Source organism: Kitasatospora sp. NPDC001660, from assembly GCF_053596725.1.
Genome location: NZ_JBSFGU010000005.1, coordinates 210,578 through 226,400, shown reverse-complemented (window position 1 = coordinate 226,400; position 15,823 = coordinate 210,578). Strand labels below are relative to the sequence as shown.

At 75.5% G+C, this 15,823-nt stretch carries 15 protein-coding genes; 5 read left to right on the top strand and 10 right to left on the bottom strand.

Features of this window, described 5'->3' with window-relative positions; all coding sequences use genetic code 11:
* The first annotated feature begins 50 nt into the window (after positions 1-50).
* Positions 51-740, top strand: coding sequence for a response regulator transcription factor (locus tag ACWCXH_RS08085; RefSeq protein ID WP_449800510.1), 690 nt, complete (start codon positions 51-53; stop codon positions 738-740).
* The gene (locus ACWCXH_RS08080) at positions 737-2,122 is read left to right on the top strand and encodes a sensor histidine kinase (protein ID WP_449800509.1); all 1,386 of its coding nucleotides are present in this window, start codon (positions 737-739) and stop codon (positions 2,120-2,122) included. Before ACWCXH_RS08085 ends, ACWCXH_RS08080 begins: the two co-directional genes overlap by 4 nt.
* Positions 2,123-2,284: 162 nt before the next feature.
* Here the strand turns inward: ACWCXH_RS08080 and ACWCXH_RS08075 are convergent, their stop codons facing one another.
* Positions 2,285-2,977, bottom strand: coding sequence for a GntR family transcriptional regulator (locus tag ACWCXH_RS08075; RefSeq protein WP_449800508.1), 693 nt, complete (start codon positions 2,975-2,977; stop codon positions 2,285-2,287).
* A 45-nt stretch (positions 2,978-3,022) separates the two neighbouring features.
* Between ACWCXH_RS08075 and ACWCXH_RS08070 the strand changes: the two genes are divergently transcribed.
* The 3 genes from ACWCXH_RS08070 to ACWCXH_RS08060 all read left to right on the top strand — a co-directional run bounded on the left by ACWCXH_RS08070 (position 3,023) and on the right by ACWCXH_RS08060 (position 5,413).
* Positions 3,023-3,445: a VOC family protein gene (locus tag ACWCXH_RS08070; RefSeq protein ID WP_449800507.1), complete on the top strand. Its 423-nt coding sequence runs from the start codon at positions 3,023-3,025 to the stop codon at positions 3,443-3,445.
* Complete coding sequence (locus ACWCXH_RS08065) at positions 3,442-4,284, top strand: SDR family NAD(P)-dependent oxidoreductase (protein WP_449800506.1); 843 nt, start codon at positions 3,442-3,444, stop codon at positions 4,282-4,284. Before ACWCXH_RS08070 ends, ACWCXH_RS08065 begins: the two co-directional genes overlap by 4 nt.
* A gap of 469 nt (positions 4,285-4,753) precedes the next feature.
* Complete coding sequence (locus ACWCXH_RS08060; RefSeq protein ID WP_449800505.1) at positions 4,754-5,413, top strand: isochorismatase family protein; 660 nt, start codon at positions 4,754-4,756, stop codon at positions 5,411-5,413.
* Between the two features lie 277 nt (positions 5,414-5,690).
* Here ACWCXH_RS08060 and ACWCXH_RS08055 read toward each other — a convergent pair whose 3' ends face one another.
* The 9 genes from ACWCXH_RS08055 to ACWCXH_RS08015 form a co-directional block, all read right to left on the bottom strand.
* Positions 5,691-6,845 carry an NADase-type glycan-binding domain-containing protein gene (locus tag ACWCXH_RS08055; RefSeq protein WP_449800504.1) on the bottom strand — a complete coding sequence of 385 codons (1,155 nt, stop codon included), beginning with the start codon at positions 6,843-6,845 and terminating at the stop codon, positions 5,691-5,693.
* 3 nt (positions 6,846-6,848) lie between these two features.
* Entirely contained in the window at positions 6,849-7,421 is a 573-nt protein-coding gene (locus ACWCXH_RS08050; RefSeq protein WP_449800503.1) for a phage tail protein I, read from the bottom strand.
* 130 nt (positions 7,422-7,551) lie between these two features.
* Positions 7,552-9,531 (bottom strand): putative baseplate assembly protein, encoded by a 1,980-nt coding sequence (locus ACWCXH_RS08045; protein WP_449800502.1) that lies wholly within the window; start codon positions 9,529-9,531, stop codon positions 7,552-7,554.
* Positions 9,531-9,968: a GPW/gp25 family protein gene (locus ACWCXH_RS08040; RefSeq protein WP_449800501.1), complete on the bottom strand. Its 438-nt coding sequence runs from the start codon at positions 9,966-9,968 to the stop codon at positions 9,531-9,533. The genes ACWCXH_RS08045 and ACWCXH_RS08040 overlap by 1 nt, the downstream gene beginning before the upstream one ends.
* Positions 9,965-10,276 (bottom strand): PAAR domain-containing protein, encoded by a 312-nt coding sequence (locus ACWCXH_RS08035; protein WP_449800500.1) that lies wholly within the window; start codon positions 10,274-10,276, stop codon positions 9,965-9,967. The genes ACWCXH_RS08040 and ACWCXH_RS08035 overlap by 4 nt, the downstream gene beginning before the upstream one ends.
* A gap of 63 nt (positions 10,277-10,339) precedes the next feature.
* Positions 10,340-12,118 carry a VgrG-related protein gene (locus ACWCXH_RS08030; RefSeq protein ID WP_449800499.1) on the bottom strand — a complete coding sequence of 593 codons (1,779 nt, stop codon included), beginning with the start codon at positions 12,116-12,118 and terminating at the stop codon, positions 10,340-10,342.
* Positions 12,115-12,837, bottom strand: coding sequence for a CIS tube protein (locus tag ACWCXH_RS08025; protein ID WP_449800498.1), 723 nt, complete (start codon positions 12,835-12,837; stop codon positions 12,115-12,117). Before ACWCXH_RS08025 ends, ACWCXH_RS08030 begins: the two co-directional genes overlap by 4 nt.
* A gap of 51 nt (positions 12,838-12,888) precedes the next feature.
* Positions 12,889-13,314: a phage tail protein gene (locus tag ACWCXH_RS08020; protein ID WP_449800497.1), complete on the bottom strand. Its 426-nt coding sequence runs from the start codon at positions 13,312-13,314 to the stop codon at positions 12,889-12,891.
* A gap of 40 nt (positions 13,315-13,354) precedes the next feature.
* Complete coding sequence (locus ACWCXH_RS08015) at positions 13,355-13,822, bottom strand: hypothetical protein (RefSeq protein ID WP_449800496.1); 468 nt, start codon at positions 13,820-13,822, stop codon at positions 13,355-13,357.
* Positions 13,823-15,823 lie beyond the last annotated feature (2,001 nt).

The following is a 15,823-nucleotide window of genomic DNA, read 5'->3' as shown; positions in this document are numbered from 1 at the left end:
CGGTGGGCGGCGAACGGGCCGCCGCGTGCGACGGAGACGATCGGAACGGGATGAGTGCGGCGGCGGAGACCGGCTCCCTGCGGGTGCTGGTGGTGGAGGACGACCCGGTGATCGCGGACTCCCTCGTGCGGGGCCTGCGGCAGGCCGGGTACCGCGCGGAGAGCGTCGGCACGGGCCGCGCCGCCCTGACGGCCCCCGCCCCCGACGTCCTGCTCCTCGACCTCGGCCTGCCGGACCTGGACGGCGTCGAGGTGTGCCGGCGGATCCGGCAGCGCTCGGACGCGGCGATCATCGCGGTCACGGCGCGCGGCGAGGAGGCCGACCGCGTCCTGGCCCTGGACGAGGGCGCCGACGACTACCTGGTGAAGCCCTTCGGCCTCGCCGAGCTGCTCGCCCGCCTGCGCGCCGTGCTGCGCCGCACCCGCCCCTCGGAGCAGGAGCCGGTGCGCCACGGCCCGCTCACCGTCGACCGGCGCACCCGCCGGGTGACGGTCCACGGGCAGGAGGTCGCCCTGACGCCCAAGGAGTTCGACATCCTCGCCTGCCTCGCGACCGACCCCGGCCGGGTGGTGACCCGCCAGGAGATCCTGGAGAGCGCCTGGGACGCGCACTGGTACGGGCCGACCAAGGTCGTCGACGTCCACGTGGCCGCCCTGCGCCGCAAGCTCGCCGTCCCGGGCCTGATCGAGACCGCGTACGGGCGGGGCTTCCGGCTCGGAGAGGTCGCGCAGACGCCGTGACCCGCAGGATCGTCCTCGCCCTGCTCGTGCTGTCCGTCGTGCTGGTGGCCGCGGCGGCGGTGCCGCTCGGCCTGTCCATCACCGAGCGCGAGCGCCTCGCCTTCCGGGACGAGGCGCAGGCCGCCGCCCGGGTGATCGCCGCCTCGGCGGAGGAGCACCTCTCGGACCGGGAGCCGACGACCGGGATGTCCGCGGACCTCGCGGCCGCGGCGAAGGCCGGGGACTGCGCCGCCGTCTTCGACGCGCACGGGCAGCTGATCGGCGCGACCCCGTGCCCGGTGCTCCCGCACGACCGGACCGAGCAGCTGGTGCGCGAGGCGCTGGGCGGACGGGAACCCGCGCCGCCCGAGGCGCACGGACGGCTGCTGGCCACCGAGCCCGTCGGCACCTTCCGCCAGCCGACCGGCGCCGTCGTCCTGTCCCGCTCCACCGACCCGCTGGACGACCGGATCACCATCGCGTGGGCCTGGATCGGCCTGGTCGCCGTCGCCGGCGTCGCGGTCTCCGCCCTGGTGTCGGTGCGCCTCGCCCGCTGGGTCGGGCGTCCGCTGACCACCCTGGACACGGCCGCGCGGCAGCTCGGCGAGGGCCGCCTGGGCGAGCGCGCCGCGGTGTCCGGCGGCCCGCCGGAGGTGCGCCGCCTCGCCGCCACGTTCAACACCATGGCCGCCCGGACGGAGGCACTGATCCACGGCCACCAGGCCGTCGTCGCCGACGTCTCGCACCAGCTGCGCACCCCGCTCGCCGCCCTGCGGCTGCGGCTCGACCTCCTGGCCACCGCCGCGCCCGACAGCGCGCCGGAGCTGCTGGCCTCCGCCCAGGACGAGGTGGCCCGGCTCTCGCGGCTCGTGGACGGGCTGCTCGCGGTGGCGCGCGCCGAGCAGACCGTGCCGAAGCCGGTGGCGGTGCGGGTGGACGAGGTCGCGGCGGACCGGGTGGCGGCCTGGGAGCCGGTCGCGCAGGAGAAGGCGATCCGGCTCACGTTCCGCGGCGCGGGCGGCGGGCCTGGCGGAGGACCGGGCGCCGGGCCGGTCGTCGCGCTGGGGCCCGACCACCTGGAGCAGGTCCTGGACAACCTGCTGGCCAACGCCCTCGACGCCGTCCCCGAGGGCGGCACGGTGACCGTCGACAGCACCCGGGGGCCGGACGCCGTCCGGCTGAGGGTCGTCGACGACGGCCCCGGTATGACCCCCGAGGCCCGGGAACAGGCCTTCCGCCGCTTCGGCAACACCAAGGCCCGCGGCACCGGGCTCGGCCTCGCCATCGTCCACCGGCTCGTCACGGCCAACGGCGGGGGCATCCGGCTGGAGGAGACGCCCGGCGGCGGTCTCACCGTCCTCCTGGACCTTCCGCTGTGGCGGGACGCCGAGCGGGCGTCGTGACCACGGGCGGTGGCGATCACCGCCGGCCGGCCCCGGTCGCCCTCGGCCGGTCGCCCTCGGGAGGGGGCCTCGGTCGGTGGCCTCGGGAGAGGGCCGACAGTCCGCGCCTCCCGCCCCGAGCAGCCCGGTGCTCGCCGCCGACCAGGGCCCGGAGGCCCCCGCTCAGCCCTGGTCGGCGGCCTCCGGGAGGAGCGCCAGCAAGCTACGCCGGGCGACATCGACGTGCTCGGCGGCGAGCCGGTCGAGCTCGTCCTCGGCGCCGCCCGCCCGGAGCAGCCGGGCGAGTTCGCGGTGCTCGTCGACGACGAGTGCGCGGTACTGACCGCGGGCGAGCGTCACCCGCTGCAGCTGGAAGAGGAACACCTGGGACCGCACGGCCTGCCAGGCCTCGGTCAGCCGGCGGTTCCCGGCGGCCTCGTAGATCCGGTCGTGGAAGGCCATGTCGAGGGCGAGCAGGCGCGGCACCCCGGCGCCGGCGGCGAGTTCGGCGGCCATCTCGTCGACGAGCCGGTCGAGTTCGTCGAGCTGCGGCGGCGTCGCGCGCCGCATCGCGGTGACGGCCGCCAGGCGGTCGAGCGCGGCGCGGACGCGGTAGACCTCCTCCACGTCGGCGGCCGTCGCCTCCACGACGGTGGTCGGACGGTGCCAGCCGGTACGGATCAGCCCCTCGCGCTGCAGCTGGGCGAGCCCCTCGCGCACGGCGCCGCGGCTCACGCCCAGCGACTCGGCCAGCTCGACCTCCCGCAGCGCGGCGCCGGGCGGGAAGCGCCCGTCGAAGACCGCCTCGCGGACCGAGTCCGCGACCTCGTCGGCGAGCCCGCGCCGAACCGCCTTCCGCAAGGGTTCATCCGTCATGTTCCAATGTTGACATCAGGACATGACGCGGATCAAGGTGGGGGCATGACCCGTCCTGCCTTTCATCTCGCCATCCCGGTCGACGACTTGGCCCGGTCCCGCGCGTTCTACGGCGACGTGCTCGGCCTCCCGGAGGGCCGCTCGACCGACCACTGGGTCGACTGGGACTTCCACGGCCACCAGCTGGTGACGCACCTCGTGGCCGGCCCCCGCCCGGACGCCGCCGGACACGGCACCGTGGACGGCCACTCCGTCCCCGTACCGCACTTCGGGCTGGTGCTGAACGTCGACGCCTTCCACGCACTCGCCCGGCGGCTGACGGAGGCCGGCACCGCGTTCGTCATCGAGCCGACGCTGCGCTTCGCCGGGCAGCCGGCCGAGCAGTGGACGATGTTCCTGCTCGACCCGGCCGGGAACGCCCTGGAGTTCAAGGCGTTCCGCGACGAGTCCCGGATGTTCGCCCGATGAGCCCGATGAGCCCGGCGAGCCCGGCGAGCCCGGCGAGCCTGGCGAGCCCGGCGAGCCTGGCGAGCCCGGCAGGCTCGCCGAGGGGCGTCCTCGTCACCGGCGCCTCCCGGGGCATCGGCCGAGCCGTGGCCCACGCCTTCGCCGCCCGGGGCGACCACGTCGCCGTGCACTACGGCTCGGACGCCGCCCGGGCCGAGGCGACGCTGGCCGCCCTGCCCGGCGAGGGGCACATCATGGTGGGCGGCGACCTCGGCGATCCCGACACGGCCGAGCGGATCGCCGAGACCGCGGAGACACGGCTCGGCGGGGTGGACGTCCTGGTCAACAACGCCGCCGTTGCCACCTCGGCGGCGAACGCCCACCCCGTGGCCGAAGTGTCGTACGAGGACTGGCAGCGGGTCTGGCGCCGGATGGTGGACGTCAACCTGCTGGGCGCCGCGAACCTCAGCTACTGCGTCGCCCGCCGCCTCGTCGCCCGCGGCGCCCCCGGCCGGATCGTCCACATCGGCTCGCGCGGCGCCTTCCGCGGCGAGCCCGACCACCCCGCGTACGGCGCGAGCAAGGCCGCCCTGCACGCCCTCGGCCAGTCCCTCGCCGTCGCCCTCGCCCCGCACGGCATCGCGGTCACGTCGGTCGCCCCCGGCTTCACCGCCACCGACCGCGTCGCCGACCGCCTGACCGGCCCGTCCGGCCAGGCCCTGCGCGAGCAGAGCCCGTTCGGCCGGGTCGGCACCCCGCAGGAGGTCGCCGCCGCCGTGCTCTACCTCGCCTCCCCCGAGGCGACGTGGGCCTCCGGCACGATCCTCGACCTCAACGGGGCGTCGCACCTCCGGCTTTGACGAAGGTGCGGTCGCCGGAGGGGTCAGGCGGATCCCGGGCGATGCCCGGGGCCCGGTCGGCCTGGACGGTCGGAGCAACCGGCCACCATCGATGAGCCGGTAACGCCGCGCTCCGGCACTTCGACTCACCCGTCGGGCAGTGCGGAGGCAACCGATCATGCCAGTTCGCACTGCATTCCGGCCGGCCCCGCGTCCGCCCGGTTCTCGGCCACGGCCGGGCTGCACATCCGCCAGGTCGTGGCGCGCCGCCGACGGGCGGGCCGGACGACGGGGCGCACCCGGGGCGGGCTTCGGCGTGTCCGGCGGCGCCGGTGACCCACCGTGGTGAGCCCGCTGAGCCGGTCGGCGGCGCGCCGGTCTCCCGTGCGCCGTCGGCGCGCCATAGGCCGCGCGTTCCGGGCGGGCACACACTCTCCGGAAGACGGGCCGTGCGCGGACACGCGCTCGCGTCCCGCTGGAGGAGAACCGCATGCCCCTGCCCCGAATCGAGCCCTACGACCTGCCGGACGCGCGCTGCCTCTCCTTCAACCGCGTGGACTGGAGCCTCGAACCCGCCCGGGCCGTCCTCCTCGTGCACGACATGCAGAACCACTTCCTGCGCGCCTTCGGCCAGGACCACCCCGGCGGACCGGCCGCCCGCAACATCGGCCGCCTGCTCGTCGCCTGCCGCCGCGCCGGCGTCCCGGTCGTCTACACGGCCCAGCCGCCGCGCCGGCCCGCCTCGGCGCACGGTCTGCTCACCGAGTTCCGGGGACCGGGCCTCGGCCACCTGCTTGACGACCACCGGATCACCGGCCTCCTCGAACCGCTGCCGGGCGAGACCGTCGTCACCAAACACCGCTACAGCGCCTTCCACGGCACGATCCTCAGCGCCCTGCTCGCCCTGCACGGCCGCAACCAGCTGCTCGTCACCGGCGTCCACGCCCACCTCGGCTGCCTGCTGACGACGGCGGACGCGTTCGCCCTCGGGCTCCAGGCCTTCTTCGTCGCCGACGCGCTGGCCGACTACGACGAGCAGCGGCACTGGCACGCGCTGCGCTACGTGGCGGAGTCCTGCGGCGTGCTGACCGTCACGGAGCAGGTGGTCGGCGTCGCCGCCCGGAGCGGACGCGGACGCGAACACCGCTGACGCTCAGCACAACTCCCGTGCCGGGAGGGTGGCGAACAGCCCGGCGAGCCGAGCGGGCACCGGTGACGTCGTCGAGCTGGAGGTCCCCGTCACCTGCGCCTTCGTCGTGGAGGACGGCTGGTCCGAGGTGCCCGGGGGGGGATCACCGCACGCGTGCGGCTCCAACGCCAGCCCGATGACGGTTACCTGAGCTCCGCCCTCGACACGGCGACGTACGACATCCCGACGCTCACCGCCCCAACGCCGCAGTCCTGAAAGGGACTTCGCGCAACGGAGCTCACGTGCGCTTGAAGAACTCCACCTCCGCCAGGGCGATGGTGCGGCCGGGGCCGGTTCCGGCGGCCTCGCGGACGGTGAGCTTCACCTGGATGACGTCGCTGATCCCGGTCGCCACGGTCTGCGGGCCGGGCTGGTCGTTGAGCGTCACCTGTCGGCGGTGCAACTCGCCGTCCGCGGAGGTGACTTCCAGGGACAGGACGAGGGGGCGGGCCTGCTCCTGGAAATGCTGCGGGTCCGCGGAGCCGCCGGTGTGGACGATCAGGTCCACCAGCCGGAACGGGGTCCGGAAGTCGAAGGTGACGGAGTCCCCGATCGCGGGGGCTCCCCAGTAGGTGTTGGTGAGGCCGTCGTCGGCGGCGGTCGCCGGATGGCCCTCGACCGAGGCGCTCGCCGAGGCCCGCGAGGGGGTGATCGGCGCGGTGCTGCCGAGCTTGTCCAGCACGTCCTCGAAGGCGTTCCGGCCGGCCGGGTACAGCAGGACCGCCGCGATCACGACTGCGACCAGGGCGAGCAGCGCGATGGTGCGGCGCAGCGCGTTGCCCGCACCTCCGATGCGCACCCGGCGTCGGAACGGCCAACGGGTGCGCCACCAGGGCAGCTTGGGCGCGGGTGCGGTGCTGGTCAGCGGTGCCGCACAGCGGCGGCAGAACCGGCGGTCGGGCAGGTTGGGCGTGCCGCAGCGGGGGCAGGGCGGGCCGTCCGGGGTTTCGTCGGCTGCGGAGGGCCGGACGACGGGGCGGGCCGGGATGGGTTTGGCGGGCTCCACGGCGACCGGATCGGCTTGCGGGGCGGGCGCGGGGCCGGGCGCCGGAGTCGGAGCCGGTTCGGGAGACGGGGGCGGTTCGGGGGCCGGGGTGGGTTCGGGGTCCGGGACCGGCATCTCGGCGTCCGGGACGGGCGGCTGCTCCTTCCTGGCGCGCGTCACCCGTCGCGACACCGCTCGCCAGGTGGATCCGGTGCGCGCGGTCCCGGGCTCGGGCTCGGGCTCGGGCTCGGGCTCGGGCTCGACGGGGGCAGGCTCGGGGGCAGCCTTCGCGGGCTCGGGCGCAGGCTTGACCGCGGCGCCGCGCGACCAGCCCAGGTACGCACCGCAGTTGCCGCAGAAGTCGTCCCCCTCCGCGTTGGCCGTCCCGCAGTCCGGGCACACCGGCATCCGTCAGCCCTCCGCTCGTCCGGGTGGTCCAGGTGGTCTGGGCAGGATCTCCACCCGGCAGGTCAGGTGAACCGGGCAGCCCGCCCTGACGACGGACAGCACCTGGTCCGCGTCCGGCTCCGCACCGTGCAGGGGCCAGACCCGGATCAGCACCTCACCACTCGCCACAGGCGGCGCGGCGGCGCCGGACGCGGTCGTCCAGGAGACACCGCCGCCGTCCGTGATCTCGGCGCCGGCTCCCAGCACCAGCCGCAGCCGCTCGGTGAGTCCGCGCCGGGTGCCGCGCCAGCGGTGGAGTTCCATCGCGCGCCCGACCACCGCGCGGCGCACCTCCTCCGGCCAGGCCGGGTCGACGTCCACCGCGACCCAGGAGGCCAGCCAGTCGAGGAAGTCGGCCGGCGCGAGGCGGGGCCGGAAGTAGGCGGGCAGGTTGTCCAGGGTGGCGAAGACCGGGGCGAGGACGGTGTCCAGGCCGGCCGTGAACCGCTGGGCGAGGTCGTCGTCGGCGAAGAGCGCGGGCAGCAGCTCGCCGATGGGGTGCGGACTCGGCAGCCCCGGGACGGCGGCACGGGTCATGCTCCCACCTCGCTCCGCTCGGCAGGGGCATTGACCCGTGCGCGCCTTCCGATGACGAGCTCTCCCCCAGCCTCCGGCCCGGGGGCTCCTCCCGGCCGCCGGGCTGGAGGCGGCTGCTCCCACCGCCCGCTCATGACTGCCCGTCCTCGGCCGACGCCGACGCCGACGCCGACGCGGTGACCACGACCTGGTGCTGGTGGGAGAAGACCAGGGCGTCCGGCGGGACCTCCACCCGCTCGGCGGGCGCGCCCCGGCGCCCGGTGATCGGGTCCGCCGGGAACAGCCGCAGCTCCTCGACCCCCGCGACGGCGGCCACCCGCTGGAGCACGGCGAACACCTCCCCGTACTGCACCGCCCGGCCGAACGGCCAGCCCGTGCCGTCGGCGCCGCCGCGCAGCGGGTTGAGGTGGCGGTACAGCGCGGCGAGCACCGCCTCACGAACCCGGTCGGGGTCGGGAGCGCGGGTGGTGAGCCGGGCGACCACCGTGACTCCCTGGTACGTGGGCGGCTGCACGACGATCCGGGTGCCGATCAGCCGTCGTTCGTCGAGGGCCGTCGCGACGGCGGCCAGCACCTGTTCGTCGGGGATCAGCTGCTCGAAGCGCAGCCGGTCGCCGTCGTCGGCGACCGCGTCGGGCACCACCAGCACGCGCACCGCGCCCGCCTCGCCGCCGACGCCGGGCACGCAGCTGATCCGGGCGGCGGACGGCGCGGCCTGCCGGGCGATCAGCTCGAAGTCCCCGGCCGTGACGGCGCGTTCCTGCAGCCGCAGCTGGTGCGGAGCGCGCAGCTTGGCGTTCTCGACGGTCTCGCCGTCGACCCCGCCCCTGGCCGCCTCGCGGTTGTCCACCCGGGCGATGTACGGGACGGAACTGCGCAGCACCGTGATCGTGCTCCGGGCGACGTTGCCGGCGGTCCCGCCGCCGGTGCGGTAGTGCGGGACGCGCAGCCGGGCGCCCTTGGGCGGCACCGCGCCGAAGGAGCGCAGGCTGCCGTCGGGTTCCCGTACGGCGGGCGGGAGGAGGAACTCGCCGGTGGTCGCGTCGAGCACCACGTGCCGGTCGGCCGGGGAGGAGTCGCCGAAGTGCTCGACGACCGTCCACCGCTGCCAGCCTTCGCCGCCCGAGGCCTCGACCACCGGAGGCTCGCCGTCGAGCAGGACCGGCGCTCTGGCGAGCCGGAAGTGCTGGCCCGCGACGCCCTCCGACGTGCCGAGCGGCGCGTCAGTGACCGTCTGCGCGTGGACGACGGTCGCGGTGCCGCCGACGGTGAACACCTCGGCCCGGCGGACGGTCGGGGACTCCGAGTAGAACGGCTGGCCGGGCTGCGGCTCGGTGACGCGGCAGCGCAGCCAAGCCGCCCGCCGGCCGCCGACGACCGACGCGGTGTGTCCGGCGGGCACGAACACCACCACCTCGCCGGGCCGGTTGAGGCCGCCGGTGGTGTCGCTGCCGGTCTCGCAGCCGATCCAGCGCGCGCCGTCCCACACCTCCCAGGCCAGCGGCGGCTGGCGCGGGTCGACGCCGACGCCCTCCACCCGGCTGTCGAGCCGGACGACGAGGATGCACCGCGGCACCACGGCCGGCAGGGCGAGGAACATGGCGTCCCCGGCCTCCGGGCGCGGTTGGAAGCACGGCACGTCCGTCCCGTCGGCCAGCCGGTCCGTGACGTCGGACTGCTCGCCGGAGGCGGAGACGGTGACCAGCCGCTCCAGCGAGCCGGGGACGATCGGGAGGTCCTCGGCGGTGGAGAAGACCACCGCGTCGTCGGTCTCGGTGCGCAGCGTGGAGACCTCGGTGCCCGCCCGCAGCAGGACCGTTTCGGACTGCGGGGCCGACAGCCAGAAGTCGACCTCGGCGCGGGCCGCGGCGGGCGGGAACAGCCGGATGCCCAGCAGGTCGAGGAAGGCGGAGTAGTTCTTCTCCGGTACCCGGTTCAGCCGGTAGAGCAGTTGGTCGACCAGGTAGGCGAAGGTCTCGATGAGGGTGACGCCCGGGTCGGAGACGTTGTGGTCGGTCCACTCGGGTGCGCGCTGCTGGACGTACCGCTTGGCCTCGTCGACGAGTTGCTGGAAGCGGCGGTCGTCCAGGTTCGGGGAGGGCAGTGCCATCAGCTCGCGCCCCCGTCCGCCGCGGCCGCCGGTTCCGGGTCCGGGTGTTCCGGGATGGTGTAGAAGGGGAAGACGAGGTTGCGGCGGTCGTTGGTGGCACGCACGGTGTAGTGGACGTCGATGTAGAGCGTGCCCTCGTCGACGCTGTCGAAGGCGATCGCGACGTCGTCGACCTCGATCCGCGGCTCCCAGCGTTCGAGGGCGGTGCGCACCTCGCGGGCGATCCGCCCGGCGGTGGTGCTGTCGCCCGGGGCGAAGACGTACTCGTGGATGCCGCAGCCGAACTCCGGGCGCATCGGCCGCTCGCCGGGGGCGGTGCCGAGGATCAGCCGGATGGCTTCCGCGAGCTCCCGGTCCCGGTCCACCATGCCGATGCCGCCGGTGGCGTTCACCCGCAGCGGGAAGGCCCAGCCGCGGCCGATGAAGTTGCCGGTCATGCGACGCCTCCGATCAGGACGTTGAACGCGCCGGACGTGATGGTGGCGCCGCAGGTGGTCTTGTCCCCCATGCGGGCCGCGGGCAGCCCGCCGATGAGGACCACTCCCCTGGTCACCGACCCGAGTTGGGGCTCGACGAGGTTGGCGGGGCCGAGCTCCACGTGCGGGACGCACGCGTGCACGCTGCCGACCACGGCGGCGGGCCGGCCGCCGATCAGCACGGTCTCCACCGCGACGGCGCCCGGCGGCGGCGTGGTGAGGGCGCCGCCGTGATCGGTGAGGTCGCCGGTCCGGGCTGCGGGGGGCATGTGCGGTCTCCAATCCGATGGTGCCCGTCGGGGTCGCAGGCACGTTCCTTATGTGATGCCCTGTCAGTTGATGTGCACGAACTCACCCTTGAGGACGGCCTGAGCCCCGCCGTCCACGGTGACGGCCGTCGTGCCGCGGACGGTCACCGATCCGCCGCGCACGTTGACCTCACCGGTGCCCGCGTCGAGGGTGATGCCGGAGGCGGAGAGGCGCAGCATGCTCCCCGCCGCACCGCCGGCGCCGTGGACGGTGAGGACGATCTCCCCGTTCTGCTGGTCCAGCCTGACTTCCAACTTCCCGTCCCCGCTGGCCAGGCGGACGCCCGAGGCGCCGCCGGGCACGTCGAGCAGCTCCAGGCGGTGGCCCGAACGGGACACGACGGAACGGCGGTTGACCGTGCCGGCCGCCGCGTCGACGAGCGGCACGTCGTGCGGCGAGGGCCGGTCCACACCGTTGTAGAGCCCGCCGAGCACGTAGGGGCTGTCGAGGTCGCCCTGCTCGAAGCCGACCAGTACCTCGTCGTTGACCTCGGGGCTGACCACGCCACCGCCCCCGTGGCCGCCCCACTGCACGGTGCGCACCCAGTCGGAGACGTAACTGTCGTCCAGCCAGGGGAACTTCAGCTTCACCCAGCCGCGCCGCCCGTCGCCCGGCTCCCGGACATCGGTGACCACGGCGACGGCCAGGCCCGGCATCCGCGGCCCGCGCGGCGGCGCGTTGCCCCCGGTGACCAGCCCGGCCAGGGAGCGGTCGGGCGCCGCGCTGACGACGACGGTGGTCCGGTAGCCGCGGAACGGTTCGAGGAGGTGGCGCACCCCGGTGGCGGTGTAGCGGCCGGAGAAGGCGGCGCCGACGTTCCCCAGGGCGACCGCGGTGCCCGCCCGCAGCCGCGGGTTGCCCTCGACGACCGCTTCCAGCTCGCCGAATCCGGCGGCCACCGAGGCGGCCAGTGACCGCGCCGCGGCGGTCGTCTGCGCCTGGGTGCGGTACGGGGTGTCGGAGACGGTCAGCCGGGCCGGGCCGGGGAAGGCGGAGGCCGCCTGCGAAGGGCTCATGCCCGGCTGCACGGTCAGGGAGGTCACCGACGGTTCGGCGGCGACCAGGGCGCTCTTGGTGGTGACGTTCCAGCCGCGCGCCTCGACGGTGTCCGCGCCCGCGGCGCCGGTCAGCACGCCGCGCAGTTCCAGCAGGTTGCGGCCGTACTCCAGGACCATCGGGCTCTGCGGCGCGGGGGTGGAGGGGGCCGGCGCGCCGGACGCGGGATCGGGCCGGACGAACTCCAGCCGCCCGTCGTCGTCGGCCCGCACCTGAGCGCCGCTCTCCTGCGCCAGGAACTGGAGGAACTCCCAGTCCGGCACGTTCGCCTGGGACAGCTGCTGGTGGACGACCGGGAAGGAGTCGACCCGCCCGCAGGTCAGGCCCGCGCCCGCGGCGACCTCGCGGACGATGTCGGCGGTCGTCATGTTCCGGAAGGCCTTCACCCGCCGCCCGCGCATCAGCCGGTGGGTGACCGCCGACGCCCGCACCACCGTGTACGAGCCCGTGGTGTCCACCTCCAGCTCCAGCGCGGTCACCTCGCCGGTGAACAGCCGCACCCGGGTGTGTCCCTGCACGGTGACCACGGACACCCGCGCCTTCGTGCCGATGGTGATCCCGGTCGTGGCGAGGAAGGTGTGGTCGGCGTCCCGGAAGGTCAGGACGGCGGTGCCGGGCAGGCCGACGCTCTCCTCGATGTCGCAGGAGACCAGCTGGGCCGCCCAGGCCGGCGGCAGCGGTCCCGGCGCCTCGACGACGGGATCCGCGGCGAACGGGCGGCCGCCCCGGGCCTCGGGGGTGGTCACGGCCGCCCGCCCCGGGTGAGTTCGTCGATCCCCGGCACGATCAGCTCCGCGCCGGGGACCAGCGCCAGCGGATCGTCGATGTCGTTGGCATCGGCGATCGTGCGCCAGGCCGTCGCGTCCCCGTAGGCACGCCAGGCGAGCAGCGGCAGGCTGTCGCCCGCGATCACCCGATGGGTGCTGCGGGCCTCCGGCGAGCCGGAGGTCGGGTTCTGGCCGGCCGGGTCGACGCTGGCCTCGTCGATGGTGAGCGAGCAGACCGCGCGCAGCGGATTGCCGTTCACGTCGAAGAGCGTGTAGGTGACCGAGAGTCCGGTCAGCACCCCGTTGAACGAGGTGGTCTTCAGGGTGCCCCAGTCCAGCCGGATCCACGGGCTGGCCGGCGTCTTGCGCGCCAGGCTGGTCGGGGTGGGCACGCACGCGGTCATCAGCTGCTCCACCGCCCGCTCCACCGAGTCGTCGTGGGTCGCGGTCGAGTCCAGGAACACGTCGAGCGAGAGCGAGCGCGGACCGCTGCCGACGAACTCGGGCAACGCGGACTGGCCCGCCATCCGGGACGGCGTGCGCCGCCACTCCGTCGTCTTGCGCAGCACCAGGGTCGCCGGGTTGAACTGCAGCGGAAGCCGCGCGATCGCCCCGCCGGGCTGGGCGCCGACCGTGGCCGGGGGCTCCATGATGGTCAGTTGGGCCCGGGTGACGCTCGCGGGGACCGCGGGGGACATCCTGGTGCTCCTTACGTGGGCGGGGCGGGGACGGACTGCGGTGGTGTGGCGTCAGGACGGGCGCAGGCCCGCGTGGGCGATCTCCAGGGTCTCCACCGCGGCCTGGGAGTTGCCGGGGTCGAAGGACGGGCCCTCCCACCGCACCGGGACGATCCCGAGCACCTGCCAGCCCACGATCCGGCTCAAGTCCGGCCGCAGCGCCACGATCTCGCCGTCCTTCGGCTCGACCTTCCGGACGATCTCACCCAGCCAGCGCGCGATCTTGGCGGTGTCCGCGGTGACCGCGCGGGTCAGCGTGATGTTCGACCAGGTGATCCGGCCCGGCAGTTGCCAGGCGAACCCGTTGTTGCCGCCCTCCGCGTACTGCTCGATCTCCACCTGGGCACCGAGCCCCGAACAGGTGGCGAACTCGCCCAGGTCGTTGCCGCCGATGGTCAGGCTGAAGAACACGCTGCTCGCGAAGATGTTGTCGGTCATCGGTCCCGCTTCCTGTGTCCGGTCATGGTGCTGTCCGTGCTCAGCGGCGCATGTCGTACGGCCTCCCGGCACGCTCCCTGCCCCTGCGCAGCTCGGTGCGCAGCAGGCGGCCCACCGGCTCGACGAGGCGCCGGGCCAGGTCGTCGAGGTCGGCGGGGCCCGGGGCGGTGGTCTCGGTGGGTGGAGAGGCCCCCTGCGACGGCGGGGCGGCTTGCTGTGGCGGGACTGCCTGGACGGTCGTCGGCTTCCGCGCCGGCACCGCGGTCAGCGGCACCCCGGTCAGCGGCACCCCGGCCGGACCCGCCTGTTCGGCCACCCGCTGGAGCATCCGCGCCGTGACGGGCGACGGAGGTGCGGCCGAGAGGGTGCGCTGCGCGACGGGCGGGGGCGGCGCTGCGGGCGGCTGTGCCGGGGACGGCTGCGGGATCCGGGCCACGGCGGGCAGCCGCTGGAGCGCCGGGGCCACGACGGGCGCGGGCCGGACCAGCGGGAGGCGCTGGGCGGTCACCACGGCGGACGACGGACCGGATCCGGTGGGGGTCGGGCGCGGTGCGGGGGTGGGCGCGGGGGCAAAACCGCGCGGGATCGTGACGGCATTCAGCGGCAGCGTCGCCGGTGCGCCGGCGATCGGCGCCGCGGCGGGTGGCAGCGGACTCCCCTGCGGCGCCGGTTGATCGTCCCCGCGCTCAGGCGAACGCGCGGAGGGTGAGCGCTGCACGACAGGTCCACCGCCGGGCACGTCCGAACTCCGCCGAGACAGTCGGCGATCAGTGGCGCTCTGCCTCGACGAACCTCGCGAACGCAGTCGTTGAATCGCCGCCACGACCCCTCGCCCACCTGACGACCGCCCCGGATCGGCCACGCCTTCGGCTGTCGTCCAGCCGTCCGCGCCGGACCGGACGCCCGCGCCGTCCGCGCCGGACCGGACGCCCGACCCCGCCGTTTCACCGGGAGTCCCGGACGGCGTTGGACTCTCCCATGGCAAAGGGCGATCGACCGCCACTCGTTCCTCTCGGTCCTGCGACGAACCTCGCGACCGCGAACGTCGGACGGCGGCCACGACCGGACGCCCACCGGACGCCCGACCCGACGTCGGCGCGTCGCCGCGCCCCACCGAGCCCCCCTGCGCCGACGGGCGATCGCCGGCCGTCCGGCCGTTCCCGGAAACCGCCTGGACCTGCGCCCGAGACCCGAGCGCATGGGGCCAGGCCGCCGGAACCACCGGCGGGGCGGGCGCTGCGGCGGCACCGGCGGGAGCGCTGCTGCCGGTCGTCGCCGACGGCCCAGCGAGGGCGACGGTCATGCGACGAGCGCCGAGCAGCCCTCGCCTGGAGCCGACGAGTTCGGCGGCTCGCCGCACGGCCGGGCCGCCGCCGACCGGACGCACCGGAACCGTCACGGAAGGCGCCGGGCCGCCGGCGTGTCCGAGTGGAACGGGATCCAGGTCACCGGGCCGGGACGCAGGGGCATTCAGCGGTCGCACGGTCGAGCCACCCGTCGCGTTCGCGCTCCTGGCTTGCCGGCCGTCGGCGACACGGCCGTCCAGGCCCGCCGGTCGTTCGCCGACAGGCGCAACAGGGAGGTCTGCCGGCCCCGTTGTGTCGTTGACGGCGCGCTGCACGGGCAGTCCTTCGTCCGATGCCGACGCGGTGGGAGCCGGCGCACCCCGTCCCACCGCCCTCTCACCGTCTCGACCCGCGTCCGGGCCCACGACCCGCCGAACAGGCCGTCGCCCGCCGAGCAGCGGTGCCGCGCCACCCGGCGCAGCCGCAGCAGTGGGCGCGCCCTGCTCTGCTGCCGTCCCACCATCTCGCCCGACGGGCCGTCGCCCGCCGACCAGCGGTGCAGCGCCACCCGGCGCAGCCGCCGTCGGCGGCAAGGCGTCGAGGGGTGCGCCCAGGCCCCCGCGCGTGCGGGCGTGGACCGGGCCGGGCCGTGTCCGTCCCGACGGCGCCCCCGACGGCGTGCGCTGCACGGGCACGTCACGGGCGGACCCACGCTGAGGGCGGGACGGCACCGGGCTGCCCCGGTCGGGGGCGTCCGCGGGTGCGCTCGTCGCAGGGCCGGTGCCTGCCGCGTCGGCCGGGACCACGGGCATGGCCGGTGCACCCGAAGCAGTCTTGGACACGAGGGAACCGGTAGCGGTCGGAGGTGCGGCGCTCGCGGGCAACGCCGCCATGGGCTCGCCGAGAACCGGGCGCGCAGGTCCACCCTCGTTCGTCACGGCGGCACGCTGGACCGGCCGTTCTGCCTGCTCCTCCGGCACCGGCGCGCGGCGGGCAGGAACCTCGGCGCTCCCAGCCGCCGGCAACTCCGCCGCCGCCACTGGCCGCGATGCTCCCATGCCCAGGCTCGACGGCTCGCCACCGGTCTCCGGCGTCCTACCCGACCCGGGAACGACCGCAACGGGACGCGCGGTCAGCGAACGGGGACGCCGTGCCACGGTCAGCGGTTCACCGACGGGCCTCGGCCGCACCGAACCGTGAACCGAGCGCACGTCGTCGCTCCG